This window comes from Cryobacterium sp. TMT2-15-1, from assembly GCF_004402345.1.
GTDB classification, from domain to species: domain Bacteria; phylum Actinomycetota; class Actinomycetes; order Actinomycetales; family Microbacteriaceae; genus Cryobacterium; species Cryobacterium sandaracinum.
Map to the genome: position 1 here is coordinate 168509 of NZ_SOGD01000029.1, position 15662 is coordinate 184170.

Below are 15662 nucleotides of genomic sequence, written 5' to 3' on the forward strand. Positions count from 1 at the left end.
ACCAGGCGGGCCCCGTCTTGTCGTCGTCCGCGGCCGGCGGGCCTGCCTGCCGTGCCTCTGCCGTGCCCGGAGCCCGAACGAATTCGACGGCGATTTTGGTCACAACCGGCTCGGAAACATCCGCTTCAACCTGGATCGAGCAAAATCTCCGTCGAAATCGTCAGCCCGCGGCGGGGGCAGGGGAGCCGGGGCGGCGGAAACGGTAGGCTCCGATCGGATGAAACGCTTAACGACCGCCCTGCTCGCCGCGTTCGACGCGCTCATTGTCGTAGCCATCGGGGTCGGCATCGCGCTCGTTCCGCTCACGGTTCTGTGGGCCACGCAGTTCGACATGGCCGTCAACTGGCTCGTGTTCTGGCGTGCCGCGGTCGACGTCTGGCTCGTCGGCAACGGCGTCGACCTGGTCGTCCAACTCGACCCGACCCTCGTCGCCGCCCTGAACCTGCCCGGCTCGGACGCCGCGTTCCCGATCACGATCGCACTGCTGGGCTTCGCGCTGATGGCGGTGCTCTTCGGCTTGCGCACCGGCCGCCGGGCGGCGGAAACCCCCTACCGCTGGGTCGGGGTGACGGGCGCCATCGCCGGCTACGCGCTGTTGACCGCTCTGCTCGTGCTGTCGGCCGGCACGGATGCCGTGCGCCCCCAGACGGTACAGGGTCTGGTTCTGCCCCCGCTCATCTTCGCCGCCGGCGTTCTGATCGGCGCCGCCCAGGGTCAGCTGGGCCACCTGATCGGCAGCATCCCCGGGCTGCCCGGCCGCCTCCCGGGAGTCGTCCGGGGCGCGGGCCGCGGCGCAGCCGGCAGCAGTGCCGACAGCGCCGGCAAGACCGTCCACGGCCTCAATGGCCCCAGCACCAACACCAGCAGCTACACCAGCAGCACGGGTGCCGCAGCCGGCCTGCTCCCGGTAGCGGTGCGCGCGGGCGCCGCCGCGGCGCTGCGGAGCGGAACGGCCGCGGCCGCCGGTATTCTCTTCGTCTCCGGGATCACCGTTTTCGTGCTGATCCTAACCAGCTACGCCACCATCATCGGACTCTACGAGACCGTGCAGGCCGGCGTCCTGGGCGGCATCGCGCTCACACTCCTGCAGCTGGCGCTGATCCCGAACCTGGTCATCTGGGCCGCGGCCTGGTTTGCCGGACCGGGCATCGCGGTAGGCGTGGGCACCAGCGTGTCCCCGGTCGGCACCTCGCTCGGCGCCGTACCGGGCCTGCCCATCCTCGGCGTGCTGCCGCAGGGCAGCCTGGCGTTCGGGTTCGTCGGCCTGCTCGTGCCGCTGCTGGTCGGTTTCCTCGCCGCCGTCATCCTGAGGCAGCGGGCGACCGCGGATGTCCCTCCTTCCGCCACGGAACGGCTCCTCACGGGCCTCGGCACCGGGTTCGTCGCCGGTGTGCTGCTCGGGCTGCTGGCCTGGTGGTCGGGCGGAGCTCTCGGCCCGGGCCGTCTTGTCGAGGTCGGCCCGAACCCGCTGCTGGTCGGGGCGTTGGTCGCGCTCGAGGTCGGCATCGCGGCCTGCCTCGGTCTCCTGACTCCCGCGCCCCCGGTCGGCGCGAACGGCTCCGGACGCGGTGCGAAGGGCGGATTGCCGGGAACGAAGCCGGGAACCAAGCCGGGAACCGCGTCACGTGCCGCGCGCAGTGGGGCTACCGGGGTCGGTCGTCTCCTCGGCCGGCTGCGCGACGCGCTCCCTCGCCGGTAGGCTTCTCCCGTGCTGAACTTGGTCGTACTGATCTCCGGCGGGGGATCCAACCTTCGCTCCCTGCTCGAGGCCTGCCGCGACGCCGAATACCCGGCCCGCGTGGTGGCCATCGGCTCCGACCGGGACGCCGACGGGCTCGTGCTCGGCGAGGAATACGGCATCTCCACGTTCACGGTGCCGTACACGTCGCATCCGTCCCGGGAGGCCTGGGGCGACGAGCTCCTCGCGCAGATCCAGCAGTGGGACGCCGACCTCATCGTGCTCAGCGGCTTCATGCGCCTGCTGCCGCCCCGGGTGGTGGCGGCGCTGTCCCCGAACCTGCTCAACACGCATCCGGCCTACCTGCCCGAATTCCCCGGGGCGCACGGGGTGCGTGACGCGCTCGCCGCCGGGGTCGCCGAAAGCGGCGCCAGTCTGATCGTGGTCGACACCGGCGTCGACGACGGAGTGATCATCGCGCAGGAACGGGTGCCGGTGCTGCACGGTGACACCCAGGCATCCCTGCACGACCGCATCAAAATCGTCGAGCGTCGCCTGCTGGTGCAGGCCGTGCTCGATATCGCCAACGGACACGTCGATCTCAAGGAGCATCCCCACATATGAGCGGTCCCACTAACGCCCCGAGCCTGTACCGCCACCGCGACGTCGTGCCCGTACAGCGCGCCCTCATCTCGGTGAGCGACAAGACGGGTCTGGTCGAACTGGCCGCAGCTCTCGCGGCGACCGGCGTCGAAATCGTATCGACCGGTTCGACGGCCGCCTTCATCCGCGCCGCCGGCCACAACGTGACGGATGTCTCCGCCGTCACCGGCTTCCCCGAATCCCTCGACGGCCGGGTCAAGACCCTGCACCCGGGAGTGCACGCCGGTATCCTCGCCGACCTGCGCCTCGAGGCGCACGAGGCGCAGCTCGCCGACCTCGGCATCGCCGCATTCCAGCTCGTCGTCGTGAACCTGTACCCGTTTGTCGAGACCGCCCTGTCGGGTGCGGTCCCGGCCGACGTGATCGAGCAGATCGACATCGGCGGCCCGGCCCTCGTGCGCGCTGCGGCCAAGAACCACGCCAACGTCGCCATCGTGGTGGACCCCGACAACTATGACGAGATCGTCGCAGCCGTCGAGGCCGGCGGCACCCCACTGACGCTGCGCCAGAAGCTGGCCTCGCTCGCCTTCGAGCACACCGCCGGCTACGACCTGAGCGTCTCCGCCTGGTTCACGGAGAATGTCTACGACCAGTGGCAGGACGACGCCGCGGCCCTCGACGAGGAGATCCTCGAGGAGTTTGACGCCGTGATCGGCGACGCCCTCTCCGAGGAGATGCCGTTCCCCGAGAACCTCGTCATCGAGGCCACCCGCAGTGCGGTGCTCCGCTACGGCGAGAACTCGCACCAGGCCGCGGCCCTCTACCTCGGCGAGGGCGGCCAGGGCATCGCGCAGGCCGTGCAGCGCCACGGCAAGGAGATGTCGTACAACAATTACGTCGACGCGGATGCCGCCGTGCGCGCCGCCTACGACTTCGTCGCACCGGCCGTCGCCATCATCAAGCACGCCAACCCCTGCGGCATCGCCGTCGCCAACCCCAAGGCGCCCGACGCGATCGCCTCCGCGCACCACCGCGCGCACGACTGCGACCCGATCTCCGCGTTCGGCGGCGTCATCGCGGCCAACCGCACGGTCACCCTCGGCATGGCCGAGACCGTCAGTCAGATCTTCACCGAGGTGCTCGTCGCCCCGGGTTTCGAGCCGGCCGCGTTCGAGCTGCTCAGCGCCAAGAAGAACATCCGCCTGCTCGAGCTTCCGGTTGACTACCACCGATCCTCGCTCGAACTGCGTCAGATCTCCGGCGGCCTGCTCGTACAGGAGTCCGACACGTTCGACAACCTCGACTCGTCGACCTGGGCCCTCGCGGCCGGCGACGAGGTCGACGCGGCCACCCGGGCGGACCTCGAGTTTGCGTGGAAGGCCTGCCGCTCCGTGAAGTCGAACGCCATCCTGCTGGCGCGCGGCGGGGCATCCGTCGGCGTCGGAATGGGCCAGGTCAACCGGGTCGACTCCTGCCACCTCGCGGTGCTGCGCGCTGGCGACCGGGCGGCCGGCTCGGTCGCGGCCTCGGACGCGTTCTTCCCGTTCGCGGACGGCCTGCAGGTGTTGCTCGACGCGGGCGTCACCGCCGTTGTGCAGCCCGGCGGCTCCGTGCGTGACGCCGAGGTCATCCAGGCGGCCGCGGATGCCGGCGTCAGCATGTACTTCACCGGGGAGCGCCACTTCTTCCACTAGGCGGTCATCGGGGCAGCCCCGGTGCGGCCACGGAATCTGGCACGATTGAAGGAACCGTGGCTTCGCCGGACCCGCCCCGGCAGGAAGGAACGCCGTGCCAGACCTCGAGGGATTCATCCAGACCGACTACCTCGTCGCCCTGGCGGTCGCGGTCGTGGCCGCGGTGGCGCTCACAGCGATCCTCGCCCTGGTCTTCCGGGTGGTGGGCCGCAAGGAAGCCTGGGCGCGCACGCTGGTCGGCCTGGTCAGGGTGTCGTTCCGGTTGACGCTGCTGGTGGGCGCGATCTGGACCGTTCACACGCTGTTCCTGCAGACCTCCGAGGAGATCGAACGACTGGTCGACTTCTTCTTCCGGGCCCTCTTCATCGCCGCGTCCACCTGGCTGGTCTGCGCGCTGCTCTACTTCTTCGAGGAGGTGGCGGCCGCCCGCTACCGCATCGACGTGCGCGACAACCGCGTCGCGAGAAGGGTGCGTACCCAGCTGCGGATGCTGCGGCGCATCGGCGTCGTCGTGATCGTCATCTGCGCGATCGGGGCCGTGCTGCTCAGCATCCCCGGCGCCGCCACCCTGGGCGCGAGCCTGTTCGCCTCAGCCGGTCTGCTCAGCGTCGTGGCCGGCCTGGCCGCACAATCCACTCTCGCGAACGTGTTCGCCGGCATCCAGCTGGCATTCAACAACGCCCTGCGGGTCGACGACGTGGTGATCGTCGAGACCGAGTGGGGCAAGATCGAGGAGATCACCCTCACCTACGTGGTCGTGCACATCTGGGACGACCGCCGCATGGTGCTGCCGTCGACCTACTTCACCACCAACCCGTTCCAGAACTGGACCCGGCACAACAGCGAGTTGCTCGGCGCGGTCGAGTTCGACCTCGACTGGCGTGTCGACCCAGCCGGCATGCGCGTGGAACTCGACCGCATCGTCGCGCAGACCGAGCTCTGGGACGGCCGCGTGGTCGTGCTCCAGGTGACGGATGCCGTGGGCGGCTTCGTGCGTGTGCGCGTGCTGGTCTCCGCCGCCGACGCTCCCACCCTGTTCGACCTCCGCTGCCTCGTGCGCGAGAACCTGATCGACTGGCTCAACACGCACAACCCCGAGGCACTGCCGGTGGGACGGATGGAACTGCGGCGGGAGCCCCCGCGTGCGGAGGTTCCCGCGCGCGCCGCGCAGCCGGCCCACCCCGTCACCGCGCCCGTCGGGCTGTTCTCCGGCGACGAGAACGCCAAGGCGCGGGCAGCCGAGTTCACCGCGACCATCCCCGTGCAGGAGGGTCCGGCCGAGAAGCGTTGACGCGCCGCCGGCCACAACGCGCAGTCGGGGAGTCGCGCGGCTATTCTGATGCAGTCGACGCGTCACGATCGCGGCGGCACAGCCAGCCCACAAGGCCGACCAGCGAGGAGAACCACCCCATGACGCTCACTCACCCCACCACCTCGCTGGACGCCCTGATCGGCCTCCCATTCACGCACGAGCGCGTGTTGATCACCACCGGCATCCGTTCGGGCCTCGTGATCACCGTGGCCGTGCACTCCACTCGGCTCGGCCAGGCCCTCGGCGGCGCCCGCCTGTGGCAGTACGAGAACTGGACGGATGCCGTCGCCGACGCGCTGCGCCTGTCCGCGGCCATGACGCTGAAGAACGCGGCCGCCGGGCTGAACCTGGGCGGCGGCAAGTCCGTGATCCACGTGCCGCTCGGCACCGAGTTGAGCGAGGCGGAGCGGCGTGACGTCATGCTCGACCTCGGCGACGCCATCGAGAGTCTGGACGGCGCGTACATGACGGCCGAGGACGTCGGCACGAACGCCGAGTCGATGGCCATCGTGAAGGAACGCACCGACCACGTCTGCGGTCTCCCGGCCGCCAGCGGCGGCGTGGGCGAACCGGCCGACGCGACCGCGGCCGGCGTCTACGCCAGCGTGCTCGCCACTCTGGACGCCCTGTTCGGCAGCCGCGAGGTGTCCGGCCGGCACATCGTCATCTCCGGCCTCGGCCAGGTCGGCGGCCGCCTTGCCGGCGAGCTCGCCGCCGCCGGGGCTCGCCTCACGGTCAGCGACGTCAACCTCGGCAAGCAGCAGTTCGCCGCCGACCTCGGCGCGACCTGGGTCCCCGTCGACGAGGTGCACCATGTGCCGGCCGACCTGTTCGTGCCCTGCGGGCTCGGCGGGGTGCTCACCGCCCGGGTGATCGGTGAACTGAACGTGCTCGGGGTCGTCGGGGCCGCCAACAATCAGCTCGCCCAGCCGGAGGGTGCCGCTCAGCTGGACGCGCGGGGCATCCTCTGGGCACCCGACTTCGTCGTGAACGCCGGCGGCGTCATCTATCTGGCCCTGGCCTCGGAGCCGAACGCCGACCGGGCCGTCGTGGCCGAGCGGGTCGCCGCGATCGGCGATGTCGTCGCGCAGATCTTCACGGATGCCCGCGAGCAAGGCATCACAACGCTCGCCGCCGCCGAGCGCCTCGCTGCCGCGCGGCTGGACTCCGCCCGCCCGCGGTAGCCGCCCGGGCAGCTCCCCGGTCGCTTTGCTCGCGTTGCGCGCGTGCTGCGCCGCTCCGCGCACGGCACGCCACGCGCGGAGCGGCGCATGACCGGCGCGCCGAATCCGGGCCACCCATCTCCGACGTCGAGAAGCTCGAGGGCTGCGTCACCTGCCTGGGCGTCCGGGTGCGCTGAATCCCCAGATTCGGCGCTTGCGCCCGAGGCCCCGGAACCGTAGTCTGAAAGGCTGCCTGATCAGGGGGGCACAGCTTAGATACCACGCGCTCAGGAGGCCGACATGACCAAGACAGCACCGTACACGATCGCAACGTCTGCGAACGACGGCGCGCGCTTTGGCGCAGCCACCTCGTTCCCGCGCGCCGCTTAGCCGGCCGCCTCCCGCGATCTCCCGCCCCGCCTCGGGCCTGACGCCGGGCCGCTGACACCCAGCGACCGGCTCCGCCCGCAGGCCGGCAGCCATGCTGCCCCCGGAAGCTACGGCTTCCACCCCCGCCGACCGACGTGCTTGTCGTCGGCTTCCCGGCGCCGCGCGCCGCCGTTCACCGGAACCAGACTCGTTCAGGACTCACTCGTGACCACGCTCACCGACCACAGCCATCCGCCCGACCCCGACCCCGCAGCGGAAACCGATCCTGTTGCCCGGCCCCGGAGGAACACCCTCCAGGTGCTGCTGCGCCTCTACCCCTTCGCCCGGCCGGCCCTGCCGCGCCTTGCTCTCGGCATGCTCGCCGCCCTACTGGCGGCGCTCGTGGCGCTCGCCATCCCGCAGGTGCTGCAGCACCTCGTCGACGGTGCCCTGACCCAGCAGGACGCCGCCCAGATCTGGCCGGCCGTCATCGTGGTACTCGCCCTCGGTGTGATCGAGGCGGTGCTGATCGCACTGCGCCGCTGGTTCGTTCTCGGCCCCGGCACCCACATCGAGGCGCGGATGCGCAACGCGCTCTACGCCCGGCTGCAGGACCTCCCGGTCACATTCCATGACAAGTGGCCGAGCGGCCAACTGCTCTCCCGCGCCGTCAGCGACCTCAACCTCATCCGCCGGTGGATCTCGTTCGGCCTCGTGCTGCTCATCGTGAACGTCGTCACCGTTGTGATCGGCGCCGCCATCCTGGTGTCGATGAACTGGATCCTCGGCCTCATCTTCCTCGTCTGCTCCATGCCGCTGTGGATCGTCGGCTACCTGTTCGAGGGGAAATACTCCGTCGTTGCGCGGCGCAGCCAGGACCAGGCCGGCGACCTCGCGACGGCCGTCGAGGAGTCGGTGCACGGCATTCGGGTGCTGAAGGCCTTCGGGCGCGGCAAGTTCGCGTTGAAGAATTTCTCCGACCAGGCCGAGAGCCTGCGCGGCACCGAGATCGAGAAGGCGCGCGCCATCGCCGGCATCTGGCTGTGGCTGCTGATGATCCCGGATGTGGCCTTCGCCCTCTGCCTCGTCGCCGGTGTCTGGCTGGCCGGCCAGGGCGAGTTCAGCGTGGGTGGGCTCGTGGCCTTCTTCGCCACGGCCACCGTGCTGCGCTGGCCGATCGAGTCGGTCGGGTTCCTGCTGTCGATGACCTTCGATGCCCGCACCGCGACCGACCGGTTCTTCGACGTGCTCGACGCGCCGAACGCGATCACGGACCCCGAGCATCCCGTCACCGTCGACCGGCCCCGCGGACGCCTCGCGTTCGAGAACGTGCACTTCCGCTACCCCGACTCGCCGAGCCGCTTCCCGGACCTGCTCGACGGCGTGGACCTGGTGCTCGAACCGGGGGAGACCATGGCGCTCGTCGGTCTGACCGGCTCCGGCAAGTCCACCCTGACGGCGCTCACCACCCGCCTCTACGACGTGACGGAGGGGGCGGTGACCCTCGACGGGGTTGACGTGCGGTCCCTCGGCCGCGAGGAACTGCGTCGCCACCTGTCGATGGCGTTCGAGGATGCGACGCTGTTCTCGGCATCCGTGCGCGACAACGTGCTGCTCGGCCGCCCGGAGTGGGCCGAGCGCTCGCCCGAAGCGGATGCCGCACTCGAGGAGGCGCTCATGGTCGCCCAGGCCGGCTTCGCCCACGACCTCCCGGAGGGCGTGGACACGCTCGTCGGAGAGGAAGGGATGAGCCTCTCCGGCGGCCAGCGGCAGCGGATCGCGCTCGCGCGGGCGGTGGCGGCGAAACCCGCCGTGCTCGTGCTCGACGACCCGTTGTCGGCGCTCGACGTGAACACCGAGTCCCTTGTCGAAGCCGCGCTGCGCGAGGTGCTTTCCGCGACCACGGCGCTGATCGTGGCGCACCGGCCGTCCACCGTGATGCTCGCCGACCGGGTGGCGCTGCTCCAGAACGGGCGTGTCACCGCGATCGGACGGCACTCCGATCTACTTCGCGAGAGCGAACACTACAAGTTCGTCATCTCGAGTCTGGAAGACGAGGAACGACGAGAGTCCGCACGAGAGGAGGCGACGCGATGAGCGTCACCGGTGTCGAGGGCGAAGACCGCAGCAACTTCACCGCCGCGGAGAGCAAGCAGATCCGGGGCCGGTCGCTGCGCCTGCTCGGGTCGCTGCTAAACCCGGTGCGCTTTTCGGTCCTCGCGGCAATGCTGATCGTGGTCGTGTCCACGGCCGCGCAGGTGGCCGGCCCGGCCCTGATCGCGTTCGGGATCGACCGCGGTCTGCCCGCGCTGATGGAGCAGGACTGGGTGCCGCTGGCCGCCACGGGGGTGGTCTACCTCGCCACGGGCGTGGTCGGGGCCATCCTGATCGCCTGGTACACGATCATGTCGGCGCGGATCAGCCAGGCCGTGCTGATCGACCTGCGCAAGAGGGTCTTCCTGCACACGCAGCGGCTGAGTCTCGAATTCCACGAGTCGTACACCTCGGGGCGCATCATCTCCCGGCAGACCAGCGACCTCGACGCCATCCGGGAACTGCTGGACTCGGGCATCAACCAGCTCGTGCAGGGGCTGCTGTACATGGTGTTCACCGCGATCGCCCTGTTCCTGCTCGACGGGACGAGCGGGCTCGTCCTGCTCGCGTCGATCGTGCCGTTGGCGCTGCTCACCCGCTGGTTCCAGGTGCGCTCGCAAACGCTCTTCCGCCGGTCGAGAACGGCGTCGGCGAGCCTGATCGTGCAGTTCGTGGAGACCATGACCGGCATCCGTGCGGTCAAAGCCTTCCGGGCGGAGAAACGCAACGAGAAGGTGTTCGGCGAACTGGTCGAGGACTACCGCACGGTGAATGAGCGGGTCATCCAGCTGTTCGGCATCTTCGATCCGGGTCTCGTGTTGATCGGGAACGTGGCCGTCGCGGTCGTTCTCCTGGTCGGCGGGTTCCGCGTCGTCGACGGCCAGCTTGCCATCGGCGCGCTGCTCGCGGCCCTGCTCTACACCCGCCGGTTCTTCGACCCGATGGAGGAGATGGCGATGTTCTACAACTCCTACCAGTCGGCCGCCGCGGCGCTGGAGAAGATCTCCGGGGTGCTCGAGGAGCATCCCGGAGTGCCGGACCCGGTGACGCCGGTCGACCTCTGGGCGGCACAGGGTGCGGTCTCGTTCAAGAATGTGCAATTCGAATACCAGAGCGACCGGGTCATCCTGCCGCAGTTCGACCTGACGATCCCGGCCGGGCAGACCATCGCCCTGGTGGGGTCGACCGGGGCAGGCAAGTCCACCCTGGCCAAGCTGATGGCGCGTTTCTACGACCCGTCGGAGGGCCGGGTGACCCTCGATGACGTCGACCTGCGCGACCTGCACCCCAAGGACCTGCGCCGAGCGATCGTCATGGTCACCCAGGAGGCCTACCTGTTCAGCGGTTCGGTCGCCGACAACATCTCGATCGGCAAACCGGATGCGACGCCCGCCGAGATCGTGGCCGCGGCTCGCGCTGTCGGTGCGCACGACTTCATCGAGGGTCTGCCGAACGGGTACGACACCGACGTGAACAAGCGCGGCGGGCGTGTCTCCGCCGGGCAGCGGCAGCTGATCTCGTTCGCTCGGGCGTTCCTGGCCGACCCGGCGGTGCTCATCCTCGACGAGGCCACCTCGAGTCTGGACATCCCGAGTGAACGCCTCGTGCAGCAGGCGCTGCAGACACTGCTCGGGGGACGCACCGCCGTGATCATCGCGCATCGCCTGTCGACCGTGGCGATCGCCGACCGGGTGCTCGTGATGGAGCACGGATGCATCGTCGAAGACGGCACGCCCGGCCAGCTGATCGCCGGTACCGGCCGGTTCGCGCGGCTGCACGCCGCCTGGCGCGACTCGCTCGTCTGATCGGCGACGCGACGGCGCGAGCGGTTAGGCGAACCCCCAGGCCTTCTCCTCGTCGCTCGAGTCGTCGGAGAGCGGCGTGCCCGTCAGGGGGCGGTTGGAGGCGACCGGTCCGAGCGGGTGGTAGCTGGGATCCCGCGGGATCGCGGACGATTCCTTGAGCTCGACGAAGATCGCGTGTGTCGGCGTGCGGCCGATGTTCACGCCGGCGTGCGCCTGGGCCGGCAGCCAGCGGGTCTCGCCGGCGGGCAGCTCGACGTCGATTTCGCGGCCCTCCGACGACAGGCGCCGGGCATAGGCGCTGAGCGTGATCATGACGCTGTCGGGATGCTCGTGGGGATTGGTCTCATCGCCGGGAGCGTCGAGGAACTCGAGCACGCGAACGCGGTCATTCTCCAGCAGTACTCGGTAGGCGCCTGGGTCGGTGACGACGGGATCGAGGGCGGTGTGTGCGGCTGTGCTTTCGCTGTCCATGAAAAACGGTAACATCCGGCGCAGCCTCGAACCAAGCATTGCGGGCAACCCCGGGCGGCGATCGCTACGCGGGGCTCCAGCGCGCCTCCGCGTAATCGATGCGGTAGCCGCCTACCCCGGGCTTCAACGGGGTGCCCTCCGCGGTGTAATGGGGGAGCGCGCGCTCCTCGTGCCCGATCGGCGGGTATCCGCCGGCCCGGATCACACGCCACCAGGGCAGGGCGGCGCCGTGGCGCGCCATGATCTGCCCGACCAGGCGGGCTCCACGGGAGCCGAGCACGGCCGCGACGTCGCCGTAGGTCATCACGCGACCGGCCGGGATCGACTCCACGATTCCGAGAACGTGCGTGACGAAAGCAGGTTCCCGGGTGCCGGCATCCGTCATCGGCTGCGGGTCAGAGCTGCAATGCGCCGATGGTCTCGCCGTAGACGGTTTGCCCGATGTCGCTGAAGCCGAGGCGGTGGAAGAATGACTCCGGCCCCTCTTCGCCGGGTTCCCAGATCACGGTGATGTGGTCGAAGCCGCGCTTGCGGGCCTCGGCGGCGAGTGCGTCTGCGGCGAACTTGCCGACACCCTTGCCCTGGGCCTCCGCGTCCACGTTGATGCGCCAGATGCAGGCACGGAATTCTTCGTGCGGTGAGTCGGGGTCGAAGTTTCCGTGGATGAAGCCGGCAACCTCGCCGTCCAGCAGAACGACGCGCTGCCAGGCGGTAGCAGGGTTGATGACGGACGCCGCGACCGCGTAGGAGACGGGGGCGATGAACTGCTCCTGGCCCGGTTTCAGGCTCAGGCTATTCGCCGCGACGATGTTGCGCGCGGACAGTTCTTCCAGTCGTAGTTCACCCATGCGAACAGGCTAACGTGCACCGGAGCCGGTCGGGTAGTCGGGTTTTCGGACGACAGGGCGTGTGAGCCGCCCCATCCGGAAGATCCGGAAACTGTCTCGATGTCAAGATAGTTACGTCGCCCCACTAGAATCGGTGTGGCTATTCTTGCCCCCCGATATTCTGAGGAGATTTCCATTGGCGAAGATCAAGGTTGAAGGCACTGTCGTCGAGCTCGACGGGGACGAGATGACCCGCATCATCTGGCACGCGATCAAGGAGACCTTGATCCACCCGTACCTCGACATCGACCTCGAGTATTACGACCTGTCGATCCAGAAGCGCGACGAGACCGACGACCAGATCACGATCGACTCGGCCCGCGCCATCCAGAAGCACGGCGTCGGCGTCAAGTGCGCGACCATCACGCCCGACGAGGCGCGCGTCGAGGAATTCGGCCTGAAGAAGATGTGGGCGTCGCCCAACGGCACCATCCGCAACATCCTCGGCGGCACCATCTTCCGCGAACCCATCATCATCTCGAACATCCCGCGCCTCGTGCCGGGCTGGAATAAGCCGATCATCATCGGCCGCCACGCGTTCGGCGACCAGTACAAGGCCACCAACTTCCGCTTCGAGGGCGAGGGCACGCTCAGCATGACCTTCACCCCGAAGGACGGCTCGGCCCCGCAAGAGTTCGAGGTATTCCAGGCCCCCGGCAGCGGCGTGGCGATGGGGATGTACAACCTCGACGACTCCATCCGCGACTTCGCCCGCGCGTCGTTGAACTACGGCCTCGAGCGCAAGTACCCGGTCTACCTGTCGACGAAGAACACGATCCTCAAGGCGTATGACGGCCGCTTCAAGGACATCTTCCAGGAGATCTTCGACGCCGAGTTCAAGGCCCGCTACGACGCGGCCGGCCTCAGCTACGAGCACCGCCTGATCGACGACATGGTCGCCTCTGCCATGAAGTGGGAGGGCGGTTACGTCTGGGCCTGCAAGAACTACGACGGTGACGTGCAGTCGGACACCGTCGCGCAGGGCTTCGGCTCGCTCGGCCTGATGACCAGCGTGCTCTCCACGCCGGACGGCAAGGTCGTCGAGGCGGAGGCCGCGCACGGCACCGTGACGCGCCACTACCGCCAGCACCAGCAGGGTAAGGCCACCTCGACCAACCCGATCGCCTCGATCTATGCCTGGACCCGCGGCCTCGCGCACCGCGCCAAGCTTGACGGCAACCCGGCGCTCGCCGAGTTCGCCAACACGCTCGAAGACGTGGTCATCAAGACTGTCGAGAGCGGCAAGATGACCAAGGACCTCGCGCTTCTCGTGGGCCCGGAGCAGCCCTTCCAGACGACCGAGGAGTTCCTCGCGGCCATCGCGGAAAACCTCCAGGCCCGCATGGCCTGACTCGCAGCGCCAGGGCGGCAGTCTTACCCCGGGGGGGGGTGAGGCTGCCGCTCGTGTTTGGGCGTTTTCCCGGGGTTATCCCGGCCCTTGAGGGGAGGCTTTCCTTGCTGGCGGAGCCCGGCGAGTGAGGCAAGAATATGACCATGTCGTCTCTGGTCGCCGCCGTTCGTCGTTACCCGCTCGTCGCCACGACCGTGCTGCTCGGGCTCATCGGCGCGGTGCTCGCCCTGGGCGGTCAGACGGATGCCGTGCGCTGGCTGTTCAGCGGATTCGGCCTGCTGGTCGCCGGTTACGAAACGATCGGCATGGTACGCCGGCTGCTGCGCGGCACCCTCGGTATCGACGTGCTCGCGATCACGGCCATTGTCTCCACGGTGCTGGTGGGCGAATACGTGGCCACCCTGATCATCGTGCTGATGCTCACCGGAGGCGCGGCCCTCGAAGACTTCGCCGTGAACCGGGCCAAGCGCGAGCTCGACGCCCTGCTCCGGCGGGCCCCGCAGATCGCGCACCGGCTCGTCGCCGGTACCCATACCGATACCGATACCCATACCGATACCGAAACCGATACCGACACCGGAAACGGCGAGGTCGAGGACGTGCCGGCCACCGATGTGCGGCCGGGCGACCTGCTCCTCGTTCGCCCCGCCGAGATCGTGCCGGTCGACGGCGCTCTGGTCTCCGTCAGCGCAGCCTTCGACGAGTCCTCGCTTACCGGGGAGAGCCTCCCGGTCGAGCGCGAAGCCGGCGACGCCGTGCTCAGCGGGTCGATCAACGGCCAGGCTGCCGCCACCATCCGAGCCACCGCGACCGCCGCGGACAGCCAGTACCAGCAGATCATCGCGCTGGTCGAGGAGGCATCGGCCAGCAAGGCCCCCGTGGTGCGCCTGGCGGACCGCTACGCCGTGCCGTTCACTGCGGTCTCGCTCTCGATCGCCGCCCTGGCCTGGATCGTCAGCGGCGACCCGGCCCGGTTTGCCGAGGTGCTGGTGGTGGCGACCCCCTGCCCCCTCCTGATCTCCGCACCGGTCGCCTTCATGGGCGGCATGAGCCGGGCCGCCCGCAACGGCATCATCGTCAAGGGCGGTGGGGTGCTCGAAATGCTCTCCCGGGCCAAAACCGTGGTCTTCGACAAGACCGGCACGCTCACCCACGGCAGCCCCACCATCGCCCGCGTGCTTCCCGAGCCCGGCTTCGACGAGGACGAGTTGCTCGCCCTCGCCGCGTCGGCGGAGCAGTACTCGTCGCACGTGCTCGCGGCATCCGTGATCGCGGCGGCCCGGACCCGCGGGCTGGAGTTGATCGGGTCGGAGACCGCGAACGAGGTTCCCGCGCACGGCGTCGTGGCCCGGCTGGGCGCCCGCGAGGTCACTGTGGGCAAGCTGTCGTTCATCCGGGAACGGGCGACGGATGCCGTGGCCGCCCCGCTCGAGGGCGGCGAACTGGCCATCTACATCGCCGTCGACGGTCGTTTCGCCGGCAGCATCGTCGCCAGTGACACGCTGCGGGAGAACGCACCGCAGACTCTGGCGGATCTGCGGGCCCTCGGCCTGCGGGATACGGTGATGCTCACCGGCGACGCCCGGCCCACCGCCGAGCACATCGCGGCGCTGGTGGGGATCGGGCAGGTGCAGGCGGACTGCCTGCCCGCCGACAAGGTCAACGCCGTGCGTGGCCTTGCCCACCGCCCGGTGATCATGGTCGGCGACGGAGTTAACGACGCGCCCGTGCTGGCCGTCGCCGACGTCGGTATCGCCATGGGAGCCCGCGGAGCCACGGCCGCGAGCGAATCGGCCGACGTCGTCATCCTGATCGACGACCTGACCCGCGCCGCCCGCGCGGTCGCGATCGGCCAGGACACCATCCGGATCGCGCTGCAGAGCATCTGGCTCGGCATCGCTCTGAGCCTCGGCCTGATGGTCCTGGCCGCGTTCGGCTTCATTCCCGCCACCGCGGGGGCGCTGTTGCAGGAATTCGTCGACCTGGCCACGATCCTGAACGCGTTGCGGGCGATCGGCGGACGCCGGGACGCCTCGGTGCAGGCCCAGATCGCCGCTCGCGAGCCGGCGGCGGCCGGCGCACTGAGTCGCTGAGTCGCGTCGCCCTATTGTGCTGGATGCCCCCAGTTCAGGTGTCAACGCGTGCAAGTTGCACAGTCTGAGGTCGTATTCAGCTAGCTTCAAGTTCATGTCCCTCCGTTGGGGGTCAACCTTTCGTCGTTGAACGGATTGGATG

Annotated in this window: 12 protein-coding genes; 9 read left to right on the forward strand and 3 right to left on the reverse strand. The window is 69.3% G+C overall.

What is annotated here, in order from left to right:
• Nucleotides 1–217: 217 nt before the first annotated feature.
• From E3O62_RS07235 to E3O62_RS07265, 7 genes are all read left to right on the forward strand, one after another.
• Entirely contained in the window at nucleotides 218–1699 is a 1482-nt protein-coding gene (locus E3O62_RS07235) for a DUF6350 family protein (protein ID WP_134398004.1), read from the forward strand.
• 9 nt (nucleotides 1700–1708) lie between these two features.
• Nucleotides 1709–2302, forward strand: coding sequence for a phosphoribosylglycinamide formyltransferase (purN, locus tag E3O62_RS07240; protein WP_134398005.1), 594 nt, complete (start codon nucleotides 1709–1711; stop codon nucleotides 2300–2302).
• The gene (purH, locus tag E3O62_RS07245) at nucleotides 2299–3975 is read left to right on the forward strand and encodes a bifunctional phosphoribosylaminoimidazolecarboxamide formyltransferase/IMP cyclohydrolase (protein ID WP_134398006.1); all 1677 of its coding nucleotides are present in this window, start codon (nucleotides 2299–2301) and stop codon (nucleotides 3973–3975) included. Before purN ends, purH begins: the two co-directional genes overlap by 4 nt.
• Nucleotides 3976–4069: 94 nt before the next feature.
• The gene (locus E3O62_RS07250; RefSeq protein ID WP_241973360.1) at nucleotides 4070–5266 is read left to right on the forward strand and encodes a mechanosensitive ion channel family protein; all 1197 of its coding nucleotides are present in this window, start codon (nucleotides 4070–4072) and stop codon (nucleotides 5264–5266) included.
• Between the two features lie 119 nt (nucleotides 5267–5385).
• Nucleotides 5386–6471: a Glu/Leu/Phe/Val dehydrogenase family protein gene (locus tag E3O62_RS07255; RefSeq protein ID WP_134398007.1), complete on the forward strand. Its 1086-nt coding sequence runs from the start codon at nucleotides 5386–5388 to the stop codon at nucleotides 6469–6471.
• Nucleotides 6472–7194: 723 nt separating this feature from the next.
• Complete coding sequence (locus E3O62_RS07260) at nucleotides 7195–8916, forward strand: ABC transporter ATP-binding protein (RefSeq protein ID WP_134398104.1); 1722 nt, start codon at nucleotides 7195–7197, stop codon at nucleotides 8914–8916.
• Nucleotides 8913–10718, forward strand: coding sequence for an ABC transporter ATP-binding protein (locus E3O62_RS07265; protein WP_134398008.1), 1806 nt, complete (start codon nucleotides 8913–8915; stop codon nucleotides 10716–10718). Before E3O62_RS07260 ends, E3O62_RS07265 begins: the two co-directional genes overlap by 4 nt.
• Nucleotides 10719–10742: 24 nt before the next feature.
• On the opposite strand, the gene E3O62_RS07270 is transcribed toward E3O62_RS07265, so the two are convergent.
• The 3 genes from E3O62_RS07270 to E3O62_RS07280 all read right to left on the reverse strand — a co-directional run bounded on the left by E3O62_RS07270 (nucleotide 10743) and on the right by E3O62_RS07280 (nucleotide 12037).
• The gene (locus E3O62_RS07270; protein ID WP_241973361.1) at nucleotides 10743–11189 is read right to left on the reverse strand and encodes a cupin domain-containing protein; all 447 of its coding nucleotides are present in this window, start codon (nucleotides 11187–11189) and stop codon (nucleotides 10743–10745) included.
• Between the two features lie 64 nt (nucleotides 11190–11253).
• The gene (locus E3O62_RS07275; RefSeq protein WP_134398009.1) at nucleotides 11254–11574 is read right to left on the reverse strand and encodes an MGMT family protein; all 321 of its coding nucleotides are present in this window, start codon (nucleotides 11572–11574) and stop codon (nucleotides 11254–11256) included.
• A gap of 10 nt (nucleotides 11575–11584) precedes the next feature.
• Complete coding sequence (locus tag E3O62_RS07280; protein ID WP_134395081.1) at nucleotides 11585–12037, reverse strand: GNAT family N-acetyltransferase; 453 nt, start codon at nucleotides 12035–12037, stop codon at nucleotides 11585–11587.
• A gap of 175 nt (nucleotides 12038–12212) precedes the next feature.
• On the opposite strand from E3O62_RS07280, the gene E3O62_RS07285 reads away from it, so the two are divergent.
• Together E3O62_RS07285 and E3O62_RS07290 are read left to right on the forward strand one after the other, a co-directional pair.
• Nucleotides 12213–13427, forward strand: coding sequence for an NADP-dependent isocitrate dehydrogenase (locus tag E3O62_RS07285; protein WP_134395080.1), 1215 nt, complete (start codon nucleotides 12213–12215; stop codon nucleotides 13425–13427).
• 143 nt (nucleotides 13428–13570) lie between these two features.
• Nucleotides 13571–15520 (forward strand): heavy metal translocating P-type ATPase, encoded by a 1950-nt coding sequence (locus tag E3O62_RS07290; protein ID WP_134398010.1) that lies wholly within the window; start codon nucleotides 13571–13573, stop codon nucleotides 15518–15520.
• Nucleotides 15521–15662 lie beyond the last annotated feature (142 nt).

Bases quoted from the DNA above. Each gene is read 5' to 3' on its own strand.
- E3O62_RS07235 (WP_134398004.1), top strand. From the start codon at position 218: ATGAAACGCTTAACGACCGCCCTGCTCGCCGCGTTCGACGCGCTCATT.
- purH (WP_134398006.1), top strand. From the start codon at position 2,299: ATGAGCGGTCCCACTAACGCCCCGAGCCTGTACCGCCACCGCGACGTC.
- E3O62_RS07255 (WP_134398007.1), top strand. From the start codon at position 5,386: ATGACGCTCACTCACCCCACCACCTCGCTGGACGCCCTGATCGGCCTC.
- E3O62_RS07260 (WP_134398104.1), top strand. From the start codon at position 7,195: ATGCTCGCCGCCCTACTGGCGGCGCTCGTGGCGCTCGCCATCCCGCAG.
- E3O62_RS07265 (WP_134398008.1), top strand. From the start codon at position 8,913: ATGAGCGTCACCGGTGTCGAGGGCGAAGACCGCAGCAACTTCACCGCC.
- E3O62_RS07270 (WP_241973361.1), bottom strand. From the start codon at position 11,189: ATGGACAGCGAAAGCACAGCCGCACACACCGCCCTCGATCCCGTCGTC.
- E3O62_RS07275 (WP_134398009.1), bottom strand. From the start codon at position 11,574: ATGACGGATGCCGGCACCCGGGAACCTGCTTTCGTCACGCACGTTCTC.
- E3O62_RS07280 (WP_134395081.1), bottom strand. From the start codon at position 12,037: ATGGGTGAACTACGACTGGAAGAACTGTCCGCGCGCAACATCGTCGCG.
- E3O62_RS07290 (WP_134398010.1), top strand. From the start codon at position 13,571: ATGTCGTCTCTGGTCGCCGCCGTTCGTCGTTACCCGCTCGTCGCCACG.